We start from the raw sequence: 11,901 nt of genomic DNA, 5'->3' as shown, positions 1-11,901 counted from the left end.
TAAACCAGCACCGCCCCCAAACCTTCGGCACGCATGCCTGCTTGCAGACGCGCCACCCGCGCTTCGAGCGCGGCGGCGGGCAATTCCTCTAGAGACCAATGAATGAGTCCGCGACGCATAAAGCAGTGTTCCTTATTTCAGAGAATCAAAGCCAGGGCCAGTGGGCACAGCCGCTTCGGGGAGCGTCATCGCCTGGCGAACAATTCGCGCGGCGTGCGCGTCAGCACTTCGCATCCGGTCTGGGTGACGCGCACCGCATCACCCAGCACGATGTAGCCCACTTCCGGGTGGTAGGTGTTGGGATGCACGATCAGTGTCATGTCGGGTTCGAGCACGAGATCCACGTTCTCCAGCACATGCGGGCCGTCGACATACAGGCCCAGGCCGTGCCCACGCACGCGGGTGTAGGCGCTGGTGATGAATTCGCCTAGGCCATGGCGTCGGAACACGTCGTTGAGCGCCTTGGCCACCTCGCCCTGTGTGACGCCTGGCCGCACCTTGTCGATGCCGGCTTCCATGGCTTCCACATAGACCGCATGCGCTTTGAGCTGGGTCGGCGTCGGCTGGCCAAGCACCAGCGTGCGGCAGATCTGCGCGTAGTAGCCGTCGATGCAGGGGGTGAGTTCGGTGGTCACCAGGTCGCCGGCCTGGAGCACGCGCTCTCCGGGCGGATGCATGGTGCGCACCTCCTGCCCGCCAGAGCCCATGATCATGAAGTTCTCAGGGCAGCCTTGCGCGCGAAACCACGCCTCCAGATCGGCCACCACCTCGAATTCGCGCCGGCCCACGCGCGCGGCTTCCCGGAAGACGGCGTACCCGTCGTCGGCCAGCACGACGGCGCGCGCCACCGCATCGGCCTCCTCGTGGCTCTTGCGCACCATGAGCTTGTCGAGCATGGCCGTGGAAGCGGCGATGCTGCTGGCGCCGGGGCCTTGCGCTAGCCGAAGCGGCAACAGGTGGGACGGCGCCAAGCCCAGGCGCTGGGGTGCACACGAGGACAGAGCGGCCTCTGCCTTGGCAATCGGCGCCGGTCCCCACGACACCTCCAAGGTTGGCTGTTCGGCCGCGATCCGGCGGGCTTCGGCCGGACTTTCGACGAACACCTGGGTGGTGCCGCTGCGATGGATGACGGCCAGTGCCAAGCCCTCCATGGGCGTCACGTCGATGGCAAAGCGGATGTAGTCGCTGCGCCACGCGTCCCCGGCGACCAGCAGGGTGTCGAGCCCGGCCTGGGCCATGGCGTCGCGAAGACGAGCGGCCCGTTGGTTTTGAAGTGCGGCACTCATTGGTTCACCTTCGTAATTTGGACTGCGGTGCAAGCCCGCTTCGGGGCACCCCTTCGGGGGGTCATGCGGGAAATCATGCGGGGGGTCATGCTTCTTCCTTCACAGGGACGGCAACGCCGTAGTCACGCGCCACGCTGTCAGCCGACACGTAGCCCTCTGCCAGGTCTTTCTGGATGCTTTGCGGATCGCGGCGTACAGGGTCGCCGTAACCACCGCCGCCTGCGGTCCAGAAGCTCACGGCGTCACCCGCAGCCACGGCGATATTGGTTTCCTTCTTCACATAACGCTGCTCGCCGCTGGCGCTTTGGATCAGCGCCAGGTTTCCCTGCCCCGGCTTGCCGCCTTCCATGCCCCACGGCGGCTCGAAGGTACGCTCCAGATTAACGTTGATCGTGCTTTTGCCCAGCGCCCGGTAGCGCATTTCCAGGCCCAGCCCGCCGCGGAACTCGCCAGCGCCGCCACTGTCCTCGCGCAGTTGGAGGCACTCGATGAGGAAGGGGTAATGGATCTCCTGCAGTTCCACCGGCGTGTTGCGCACGTCGCCCTGGCAGATCGACACCGAGCACGACGCGCCGTCCTGCGTGGACCGGCCACCCCAGCCGCCACCGTAGATGTTGATCAGCACATAACGCGCGCCGGTGTCCTCGCGCACGCCGTAGAACGAGAAGCCCCCCATGTCACCCTTGTGCGCGGCCGGTACGAAGCCCGGCAGGGCCGGCGCCAGCGCCCGCAGGATGGTGTCGATGACAGTGGGCAGCGCCACGCTCCACTGGCCCAGCGCCGCACCCTTGCGCGCGTTGACCATGGTGCCCTCAGGCGAGATCAGCTTGAGGGATCGAAAGCAGCCTTCGTTGACCGGGGCCTGCGGCATGGTGAGGCACTTGAACGCCACACGCGCCGCCGACAGGCCGCCCGAGAAGCCGGAATTGAGCGGGCTGTTGACCTGCGGCTGCATCTCGGAAAAGTCGATGGTCAGATCTGAGCCTTTCACCTCGACGGTCACCTTCACGCGCAGCGGCACGTCCAGCCGGCGGCCGTCGCTGTCGAGCCAGCTCTCGGCGCTGTAGCGGCCATCGGGAATCTTCTCGATCACGGCACGCGCTTCGTTCTCGGCCTGGTCCCAGGAGGCCTTGATGCAGTCATTGACAGACTGCACCGAGAACCGGGACAGGAGCTCCGTCATCCGGCGCTCGCCAATGTGGCAAGCCGCGATCTGCGCCCGCAGGTCACCCAGCGACGACTCAGGGAAACGGATGTTGTCGGTGATCATCTGCCAAACACCCTCGTTGCGCTTGCCGGCTTCGAAGACCTTGACGGAACGCATCTGTAGGCCTTCGTGGTAAATCTCGTAGGTCTGCGAGTTACCGAAGCCGGTGCGCATGCCACCCACGTCGACCCAATGCGCGCGGTTGGCGGCAAAGGCCACCACCTTGCCCTGATGGAAACACGGCGTGTAGACGACTACGTTGTTCAGGTGCTGGCCGCACACGCCACCGTGGTTCATGATGATCACGTCGCCGGGCGAAAAGCCGTCCAGCCCGTAGCGGTCGATGCCGTCCTTCACCGCAATGCCAAGATCGGCCAAGAAGATCGGCAGGCCGCCGGTGTTCTGGCAAATCATCAGGCCGTCGGTATCAATGAGGCCGCAGCAGAAGTCGCGCACCTCGTAAATCATCATGTTGTAGGCCGACTTGCAAAGCGCCAGGGCCATCTCGTCGGCATAGGCGATCAGCGAATTGGTCACCACCTCTTGTGTGATCGGGTTGACCTTGGGCTTGGCGGGTTGGATGGCCGTCGTCTCCGCTTGGGTGGTGGCGTTCACTGGGCTTCTCCCTTTGACAGTTGAATGGATATGACGAGGTGGCCGTGTTCGGTCACACGCGCAACGTCGCCCGGAAAGACCACCGTGGTCGAGTTCGACTCCTCGATGATGGCCGGGCCCTCCACGCTAAAGCCGGGCGGCAAACAAGGACGCCACAGGATGCGCGTATCGAGGGGTTGCGCGGCGTCCTCGAAAATCACCGGGCGGCTCTGCTCGGGACGCGGGTCCTCGGGCACGAAGGGCAATGCCAGGAACTGCTCGACGCTGTCACCCCCGCGCGGCACCGTCACCGTCAGGCGAAGGTTGGCCACCTCAATCGTCTCGCCGGAGGCGGCATGGCCGTAACGCATGTCGTGCAGCGCGTGGAAGGTGTCGGTCACCCCCGCATCGGCATTGACCAGGGCATCGACCGAGGTCAGTGGCACGGGGATGGTGTGCTCCTGACCGCGATAACGCAGGTCGGCGCCGAACTCGAAGACCGCCAGCATCGGGTCCAGGCCATCGGCGGCCAGCCGCTGTTGCGCGGCCGATTGCAGTTCATCGAAACCGGCGCGCACGCGGGTGGCATCGAGCCGGCCCAAAATCCCGACCAGCGTGCGCACGGCATCGTGTCGCCACGGCGCCAGCAGCATGCCCAGCGCCGAGAAGTTGCCCGGCAGCTTGGGGATGACCAGCGTGGGAATGTAGATCTCCCGGCACAGGGCCGCAGCGTGCACCGGGCCGGCGCCTCCGAAGGCGATCATGGCCGCGTCCCGCGGGTCGACGCCCTTGCGCACCGACACCGCTCGCACGGCAAGCGCCATCGCGGAGTCGGCGATGCGCACCACGCCCATCGCCGCTTCGTCGCTGGACAGACCGGTCGGATCGCCGATGCGGGAGGCTATCGCAGCGCGTGCGCCTTCGAGGTTGAGCGCCATGCCGCCCCCCAGGAAGCGGCTGGGATTGAGCCGGCCCAAGATCAGATTGGCATCGGTGATGGTCGGCTCGGTGCCGCCGCCGTCGTAACAAACCGGGCCGGGGTCCGAACCCGCGCTTTGCGGGCCCACGTGGATACCGCCCGAGCCGTCGCGCCAGGCAATACTGCCGCCGCCGGTGCCCACTTCGACGATCGCCACCACAGGCAGCTGCATCGGTTGGCCGGTGGCATAACCGCCGATGTAGTAGCCCTCTTCAATGCCAGGCACGCCGTCGGTGATCAGCGTGGCTTTGGCCGTGGTGCCGCCCATGTCGAAACCAATGGCCTGGCGGATACCGAGCAACTTGGCGACAGACCCGGCGCCGATCATGCCGGCCACCGGGCCCGACTCCATCATCGAGACCGGCTCAACCGCCGCATGGGTCAGCGACATGCTGCCGCCGTTGGAACGCACGATGTGGATAGCGCCATCGAAGCCGTTCTCACCCATGTGGGTCTCTAGCGTTTTCAGGTACTTGGCTACGCGCGGCCCCACATAGGCATTGAGCACGGTGGTGGAGGTGCGCTCGTATTCGCGGAATTCGCGCAGGATCTCGTGCGAGAGCGTCACAAACAGGTCAGGGCACATCTCGCGCAGGATCTTGCCGGCGGCGGCTTCGTGCGCCGGGTTGGCATACGAGTGCAAGAAGCACACCGCGATCGCGCTGATGCCCTCATCGAGCAGCTTTCGGCCCACGGCGCGCACGGACGCTTCATCGAGCGGAGTCAGCACCTCACCCCGTGCGTCGAGCCGCTCCCGCGCCTCAAATCGCAGATGGCGCGGCACCAGCGGCTCTGCCCGCTGGAAGCCAATGTCGAAGGCATCGGGCCGGTTTCCGCGCGCAATCTCGTAGACGTCGCGAAAACCCTCGGTGGTGAGAAGCGCCGTCTTGTCGCCCTTGCGCTCGAGCACTGTGTTGATCGCGATCGTCGTGCCATGCAGAAATTCGTCGAGATCCTGCAGGCGGGTATTGGCGAGTTCCAGCGCCTTGGCCACGCCCAGCGTCGGATTGGCCGGTGTGGTGAGCGTTTTGGAGATGATCAACGTACCGTCACGGTAACCAACCAAATCGGTGAATGTGCCGCCGATATCGACGCCGATGGAATTCATGTGGGATTCTTTCTGCCTGCTTTACTGGGGGTCGAGCCGTATGCCTGAACGCTCGATGAGGGTCTTGTATTTCGTCGATTCGGCACGCATGAAGGCGGCCGTTTCGGTGGGGCCGTACCCCAGCGGTACTTGGCCCATATCCACCAGCTTGCGCTTGATCTCCGGGTCGGCCATGAGTTGGCGGATCTCGGTGCTCACTCGGTTGATCACGGCCGGGTCCGTTCCCTTGGGGGCGGACAGCACCCACCAGTTGCCGAACAACAGCTCCGGGAAGCCAGCCTCGGCCGCTGTCGGTACATCAGGCAGTTCCGGGATGCGCTGCCTGGACAACACGGCCAGCGGGCGCAGCTTGCCGGCTTTCACCTGCGCTCCCACCGCCAAGAGGGTCGGGAATGCCATTTGCACTTCGTTGGCCAACATGGATTGCGTCATCGGGGCTGTGCCGCGGAAGCTGATGTGCTCCACCGCATTGCCATGCATCAGAGAAAACGAGGCGCCCGCCAGATGAGACGGCGAACCGGCACCGGGAGAACCGTAGTTGAACCGACTGCCGTTGGCGCGTACCTGGTCGGACAGTTGCTTGAGCGAGGTGGCAGTCACCCCCGGTGAGACCACCGCCAACAGCGGCGCGTCTGCGAGGGCGACCACCGGGTCGAGCTGGGCCAGGGGGTCGTAGCCCAGTTTGAACAGGTGTTGGTTGACCGAGTAGTTGCCGGTGGGTGCCAGCAAAAAGGTGTGGCCGTCGGGCGCCGCACGCACCACATCGCCGGTGCCGATATTTCCCCCTGCGCCGGCCTTGTTCTCGATGAAGAAGGACTGCTTGAACCGCTGCTCCAGACCTTGCTCGAGCAGCCTGAAAATGGCGTCACCGACACCGCCGCCCGCGTAGGGATAGACGACACGGATGGTCTTGCTTGGCCAGGCCTGCGCTAGGGTGCTTCCGGTCATAGCAGCCATGCCAGCCGCGATGGCCACGCGGCCCACTTGCCGACGGGTCACAGAGTTCGATGTACGCATGTGTCTCCTCCAGTTTCAGTGTTGCAAGCATTGGAGCGCGATGCGTGGCGGCAGGCAACGGGTCGGCGCGTTATGGGTGCATAGTAAGATAGCTATGGGTCTATTTCGAGGAGACATGGGATGCTGCATGCCACGCCGCGAAGGCTGGCGGTGTTCGTTGCGGTCGTGGACAACGCCGGCTTCAGCGCGGCTGCTTCGGCGCTCAATGTTTCGCAACCGTCGGTCAGTGCCCATATTCGCGCGCTGGAAAAAAGCGTGCGTGGGCCACTTTTTGAGCGGGTGCCCGGCAGGCCCCCCCGCCTCACGGACTCCGGACGTACCCTTTATGCCTACGCCCTGGATACGCTGGAGCGCGCCGAGAACCTGTCCACCCAACTTGGGCAGGCGACCACCCGACTGCGGTTCGCGTCCCAGCGGTTTGCCACCAGCTTGCTAAGAAAGCCGCTGGAGGCTTTCTCAGCAAGCTATCCGCATGTCGAGCTAATCGCACATACCGGCACGTTTGAAGAAGCGCATGCACTGTTCAAGAGTGGCGCCGTGGACCTAAGTTTCGTTCTGAGCAACGGGGAAGTGCCTGATCTGCCGACCGAGCCACTGGGACGGTACCGCTTTGCCTTCATCGCCACACCGGACCATCCCCTGGCCGGCCAAACGCGTATCTCTCCGGAGAGGCTTGCGCAGCACCCCTTCGTAGCGGCCTACCGCAACTCGTATTTCGGGCGCACGGTGGCCGGCATGCTGCAAGCTGCTGGTGTACCGCCATTGACGATCCGTTCCCAGGCCCAGGAAACAACGATGTTGCGAGAGATGGTGCTCGCCGGGATGGGCATCAGCGTCATGATGCTCCGCAGCGCGCAACCCGATCTGGCCGCCGGGACGATGGTCGAACTCGATGTCGACCTCGACCCTATGTACTTGCAACTCCGGTATGCAAAAAACCTGCGGGGCAATGCGCCCGAAATCGACAGCCTGGTTGAATTGGTGCGTCTTTCGGAGGGGCGAGCCGCATAAGCGCACGATGGGTGGGTAGTCTTGCGCGTATCGGCATCGCGGCTGCCGAGAGGCGCCCAAGCAAAAGGGCCTCCAAAGGAGGCCCTTTTCACTGTCGCGATCGACGGTGGTCAGAGCGGCGTCTTCTTGCCGTCCTTATAGACGTATAGCGTAGAGGCCGGGTTCTTGACTTCGCCATTGGCCTCGAAGGCGATGGTGGCGGTGACGCCCTTGAAGTTGCTCTTCTTCAGCTCGGGGATGTACTTCTTGGGGTCAATGGAGTTGGCCCGCTTCATGGCGTCGACCAGCACGAAGGTCGCGTCGTAGGTGTAGGGGCTGTAGACCTGGAACTGGCCTGGGTACTTCTCGTCGTAGCGCTTCTTCCAGGCTGTGCCGCCAGGCATCTTGGCCAGCGAGGCACCGCCTTCGGCGCAGACCACGTTCTCCAAAGTCTTGGCGCCGGCAGCTAGCTTGGCGATCTCGGCGGTGCAGATGCCGTCGCCGCCGAAATACTTGACCTTGCCCATGCCCAGTTGCTCCATCTGGCGCAGCATCGGGCCGGCTTGCGGGTCCATGCCACCATAGAAGACGCTGTCGGGGGCCTTGGCCTTGATGGCGGTCAGGATGGCCATGAAGTCGGTGGCCTTGTCGTTGGTGAACTGCTCGTCAACGATCTGCATGCCGTTGGCCTTGGCCACGCGCTTGAACACCTCGGCCACGCCCTGTCCGTAGGCCGTGCGGTCGTCGATAACGGCAACCTTCTTGAGCTTGAGGGTCTTGGCAGCGTAATTGGCCAGGGCAGCGCCGAGCGCGTCATCGTTGGCGATGATGCGGAAGGTGGTGTCGTACTTGGGCTTGGTCAGGTTGGGGTTGGTCGCCGCGCCTGTGACATGGGGAATACCGCAGTCGTTGTAGACCTTGGAGGCTGGAATGGTGGTGCCGGAGTTGAGGTGGCCCACCACGCCTGCAACCTTGGCGTCGCACAGCTTCTGAGCGGCAGCGGTTCCCTGCTTCGGGTCGGCGGCGTCATCTTCGGCCTGGATCTCAAACCGGACTTTCTTGCCGCCGATGGTGATGTTCTGTGCGTTGATGTCCTCGAGGGCCATGCGCACGCCGTTCTCGTTGTCCTTGCCGTAGTGGGCCTGGGCACCGGAGACCGGGGCGACGTGGCCGATCTTGACGACCTGCACGTCCTGGGCGGACGCAAAACCACCGAAGGCCAGGGCCAGTGCGGTGACGGAGAGTTTTAGCTGGTGGTTCATAGGGATAAAGACTCCATGTTGCTCTTGAGAAATGGTTGAAATCATGTCACGACCTTCGCCCGCGAACCATAGCGCAAATTTCAGGCAGGGGTGAGGCCCACAAACGAGTGAAGCCCCGGGATTTTCCCGAGGCAGCACCTCCGCTCGCAGCAGCTCCAGGCAAGCCCAAGTCAGCTAGCCAGGACGTCGTGCTTCTCGACGCCATGACCCTGTGCCTTGTAGTGCTTCCAGCGATCACGGGCGGCAGCCAGGTCGGCCGCGTCGGCGGATACCAGCTCGAAGAGGCGGGCAAACTGGTCAAAACCTTCGGGCACGGCCCCTCCGAGATTGACCAGCAGCGCACGGGGTTCCGCCGCCAAGGGATGCGCAGCCAGCACGATGGAAGAGCGCGCCACCACCGGGGACGGAGCCACACCGAGCACCGCGTGAGGCACAAAGTCATGGGGCGCGAAGGTCCAAAGCGCCTGGTCCAAAGCGGCCAGGTCTGGAGGCTCCCCGGTGACTACCACCGGAGTGCCCATCCCTTGGGCCTTACGCAGGAGCCGGCAGGCATAGCCCAACCGGTCGGCCAGGTTGACGTAGAAGCGAACCTCAGTCGCCACGGCCACGAACGCGGGGTGCTACGGCACGTGAGCGGCTGGCGGGCTTCACAGGACGGGCGGGCAGCGACCGGGAGGTCTGGCTGGCGGCTTCGTCCAGCAGATAGCGCACCAACAAGCCCACCGGCCGGCCGGTGGAGCCCTTGGCCGCGCCGCCGCGCCAGGCGGTGCCAGCGATGTCCAGGTGCGCCCAGGGCATGTCACCCACAAACCGCTGCAGGAACTTGGCGGCGGTGACCGCTCCGGCCATGCGGCCGGCCACATTGCCCATGTCGGCGAAATTGCTCTTGAGCCCCTCGCCGTACTCGTCGTCCAGTGGCATGCGCCAGCAGGGGTCCAGGGCCGCCTCGCCAGCCGCCTGTAGGGCGCTGGCCAGCGTGTCGTCCGATGCGAAAAGGCCGCTACGTACGGCGCCCAGGGCCACCACGCAGGCACCGGTGAGCGTGGCGATATCAATCACCGCGCGCGGCTTGAAACGCTTGGCGTAGGTGAGCGCGTCGCAAAGAATCAGCCGGCCCTCGGCGTCGGTGTTGAGCACCTCGATCGTCTGCCCGCTCATGCTGGTGAGCACGTCGCCTGGTTTCATGGCCTGGCCGCCTGGCAGGTTTTCGCAGGCTGGCACCAGGCCCACCACGTTGAGGCGGGGCTTGAGCTCTGCCAAGGCGCGGAAGGTGCCCAGCACGCTGGCGGCGCCGGACATGTCGAACTTCATTTCGTCCATCTCGGCGGCGGGTTTGATGGAGATGCCGCCGCTGTCGAAAGTGATGCCCTTGCCCACCAGCACCACCGGAGCCTGAGACGCAGGCGCGCCCTGGTAGCGCAATACGATGAAGCGCAGTGGCTCGCGAGAGCCCTGGGCGACCCCAAGGAAGGAGCCCATGCCGAGTTTTTCGACCTCACGCGGGCCCAATACCTGGCAGCGAACAGCGCCCGACTTGGCGAGCCTGCGCGCCTCTTGCGCCAAATGGGTAGGCGTTGCCACGTTGGGAGGCAGGTCGCCCAAGCTACGGGCCAGTTCGACCCCCAGGCCGGTGGCTTGCGCGGCGCGGAAGTCCTCGCGCAGGGCCTGCGCGTCACCGACCCCCAGCACCACCCGGCGCAGTTCCCGAGGCTCGGCCTTGGGTTTGGTGGCGGTGTAGGCGTAGCTGGCGTCACGGGCTGCTGCCATGGCAGCCCGCAGCGCCGCCCCGCCATCGGCGCCATTGCCCAAGTCTCGCCCGGTCGCCTGCGGCAACCAGACCACCAGGCGCTGGACGCCTGTCCCGCGCAGGCTGGTCACCGCTGCGGCAACCGCCTGCTGCACCCGACGCGCATGTCCCTTGCCGATGGGGGAAAGAATGACCCTGCTGGCGGCAATGCCCTCAGGGCGCCAGCAGGCCAGGGCCTTGCCCGGCTTGGCAGGGTCTAGCGCGCCGGCAGCCAAGGCATCGGCAAGCAAACGCGCCAGGGCCGAACGTGCGCGCACCGGGCCGGCTTGTAAGCCCTCAGGAACCAGCACCAGCAGAGCGTCTGCCTTCTCATTGCTGGCCGCAGAAAGGTCGAGGGTCTTGAGTTCAAAGTCCATAATCACATGTTTCCTGGGACTGACCTCGTCGATGTTATTCCATTCCTCCCTGCGTAAGGAGCTCGCTCGCAGCTTTGGCGCAACCTTGGTCGTGTTGGTGACGATCGTGATGACGATCACGCTCATTCGCACCCTGGGCCAAGCGAGCCGGGGCATCGTCGACCCGCAGGAGGTCATGCTTGCGATGGGCTACACGATGGTGGGCAACATGCCGCCAGTGCTCACGCTGGCCTTGTTCATCTCGGTGGTGGGCACCCTCTCGCGCATGCACCGGGACAGCGAGATGGTGATCTGGTTCACCGCCGGCAAGGGTCCCGCGGGTTTGCTCCAGCCGCTTTTGGCCTTTGCCTGGCCAGTGATCGTCGCGGTGGCGGTGCTTGCCATGGTTGGCTGGCCCTGGGCAAACCGAAAGACCACCGAGCTCGAAGATCGATATGGCAGCCGGGGTGACCTGCAGCGGGTGGCGCCCGGCCAGTTCCAGGAGTCCGCAGGCGGCAACAGGGTGTTCTTCCTGGACAAGGACACGCCCGATAACAAGTCCGGTCACAACGTGTTCATTGCTACCAGCGAGCGCGGCAAGGAGGCGGTCACCTCCGCGCGCGCAGGCCGGGTGGTGGCCGAAGGGGGCAGCCAATTTCTGTTGCTGTCGGACGGGCAACGCATTGAGCGGCGAACCGGCAGCAGCGCCATGCGCGTGACCGACTTTGCCGAACTGGGCACCCATGTCGGCGAGGCAACAGCCACCGTCCGGGCCAATTTACCGACCCGCACCCGCAGCACGCTCGAGTTGCTGCGAGACCCGGTGCCCGCACATCTGGGTGAGCTGTCCTGGCGTCTGGGCCTGGTGCTGGCAGCGATCAATTTCGCGGTGGTCGCCATCAATCTCTCCAGCGTCAATCCGCGTGCCACGCGCAGCGGGAATATGCTGTTCGCTTTGTTCACCTTTATCGTCTACTTCAACCTGCTCAACGTGGGTCAGAACTGGATCTCCACCGGCCGGGTGGGTTTTGCGCCATTTTTGTTGGGACTGCACGGCACTGTGCTGGTGCTGTCCCTTCTGTGGATGAACCGGCACGCCCTGGCATGGCGCTTTGGCCCGCGCCGCGCGGCGGACCAGACGGGGGGTGGGCGATGAAGACCCTGCGGCGCCTCATTTACAGCGAGATCCTTGGCGCGGTCGCCTTCGTGACCGCAGGCTTTCTGGCACTGTTTTTCTTTTTTGACTTCGTCGACGAACTTGGCCGTGTGGGCCGGCTCGCGGAAAGCTGGCGTGTCCCCCAGGCGGCGCTTTATGT

9 protein-coding genes and 1 pseudogene are annotated in these 11,901 nt (G+C 64.8%); 3 read left to right on the top strand and 7 right to left on the bottom strand.

From position 1 onward, the window contains the following. Positions 1–185: 185 nt before the first annotated feature. The 4 genes from QE494_RS00280 to QE494_RS00265 form a co-directional block, all read right to left on the bottom strand. Positions 186–1,286 (bottom strand): Xaa-Pro peptidase family protein, encoded by a 1,101-nt coding sequence (locus QE494_RS00280; protein ID WP_300040311.1) that lies wholly within the window; start codon positions 1,284–1,286, stop codon positions 186–188. Between the two features lie 85 nt (positions 1,287–1,371). After that, on the bottom strand, positions 1,372–3,108 hold the full coding sequence (locus QE494_RS00275) for a hydantoinase B/oxoprolinase family protein (RefSeq protein ID WP_300040309.1): 1,737 nt from the start codon (positions 3,106–3,108) through the stop codon (positions 1,372–1,374). Further along, on the bottom strand, positions 3,105–5,174 hold the full coding sequence (locus QE494_RS00270; RefSeq protein WP_300040307.1) for a hydantoinase/oxoprolinase family protein: 2,070 nt from the start codon (positions 5,172–5,174) through the stop codon (positions 3,105–3,107). Before QE494_RS00270 ends, QE494_RS00275 begins: the two co-directional genes overlap by 4 nt. Positions 5,175–5,195: 21 nt before the next feature. Beyond that, entirely contained in the window at positions 5,196–6,191 is a 996-nt protein-coding gene (locus QE494_RS00265; protein ID WP_300040305.1) for a tripartite tricarboxylate transporter substrate binding protein, read from the bottom strand. A gap of 120 nt (positions 6,192–6,311) precedes the next feature. Between QE494_RS00265 and QE494_RS00260 the strand changes: the two genes are divergently transcribed. Further along, positions 6,312–7,202 carry a LysR family transcriptional regulator gene (locus QE494_RS00260; protein ID WP_300040303.1) on the top strand — a complete coding sequence of 297 codons (891 nt, stop codon included), beginning with the start codon at positions 6,312–6,314 and terminating at the stop codon, positions 7,200–7,202. Between the two features lie 110 nt (positions 7,203–7,312). Here QE494_RS00260 and QE494_RS00255 read toward each other — a convergent pair whose 3' ends face one another. The 3 genes from QE494_RS00255 to QE494_RS00245 all read right to left on the bottom strand — a co-directional run bounded on the left by QE494_RS00255 (position 7,313) and on the right by QE494_RS00245 (position 10,606). Further along, on the bottom strand, positions 7,313–8,443 hold the full coding sequence (locus QE494_RS00255; protein ID WP_300040301.1) for a branched-chain amino acid ABC transporter substrate-binding protein: 1,131 nt from the start codon (positions 8,441–8,443) through the stop codon (positions 7,313–7,315). A 170-nt stretch (positions 8,444–8,613) separates the two neighbouring features. After that, positions 8,614–9,051, bottom strand: a complete 438-nt coding sequence (locus QE494_RS00250; RefSeq protein WP_300040299.1) for a DNA polymerase III subunit chi — start codon at positions 9,049–9,051, stop codon at positions 8,614–8,616. Then, the gene (locus QE494_RS00245) at positions 9,035–10,606 is read right to left on the bottom strand and encodes a leucyl aminopeptidase (RefSeq protein WP_300040297.1); all 1,572 of its coding nucleotides are present in this window, start codon (positions 10,604–10,606) and stop codon (positions 9,035–9,037) included. Before QE494_RS00245 ends, QE494_RS00250 begins: the two co-directional genes overlap by 17 nt. Before the next feature lie 31 nt (positions 10,607–10,637). Here QE494_RS00245 and lptF point away from each other — a divergent pair, with 31 nt between their 5' ends. After that, a complete protein-coding gene (gene lptF / locus QE494_RS00240) occupies positions 10,638–11,741 on the top strand; it encodes an LPS export ABC transporter permease LptF (RefSeq protein WP_300040295.1) in 1,104 nt (367 codons plus the stop codon). Next, positions 11,738–11,901 (top strand): annotated as a pseudogene (locus QE494_RS00235) (LPS export ABC transporter permease LptG); the annotation flags it as partial. The gene lptF and the pseudogene QE494_RS00235, both read left to right, overlap by 4 nt.

Source organism: Ramlibacter sp., assembly GCF_029866045.1.
Classification (GTDB): Bacteria; Pseudomonadota; Gammaproteobacteria; order Burkholderiales; family Burkholderiaceae_C; genus Ramlibacter.
The sequence above is the reverse complement of the archived record's forward strand: the minus strand, read 5'-3'. Positions and strand labels throughout refer to the sequence as shown.

Coding starts and splice junctions, on each gene's coding strand:
- QE494_RS00255 (WP_300040301.1), bottom strand. CDS start 8,443: ATGAACCACCAGCTAAAACTCTCCGTCACCGCACTGGCCCTGGCCTTC.
- QE494_RS00245 (WP_300040297.1), bottom strand. CDS start 10,606: ATGGACTTTGAACTCAAGACCCTCGACCTTTCTGCGGCCAGCAATGAG.
- QE494_RS00270 (WP_300040307.1), bottom strand. CDS start 5,174: ATGAATTCCATCGGCGTCGATATCGGCGGCACATTCACCGATTTGGTT.
- lptF (WP_300040295.1), top strand. CDS start 10,638: ATGTTATTCCATTCCTCCCTGCGTAAGGAGCTCGCTCGCAGCTTTGGC.
- QE494_RS00265 (WP_300040305.1), bottom strand. CDS start 6,191: ATGCGTACATCGAACTCTGTGACCCGTCGGCAAGTGGGCCGCGTGGCC.
- QE494_RS00280 (WP_300040311.1), bottom strand. CDS start 1,286: ATGAGTGCCGCACTTCAAAACCAACGGGCCGCTCGTCTTCGCGACGCC.
- QE494_RS00260 (WP_300040303.1), top strand. CDS start 6,312: ATGCTGCATGCCACGCCGCGAAGGCTGGCGGTGTTCGTTGCGGTCGTG.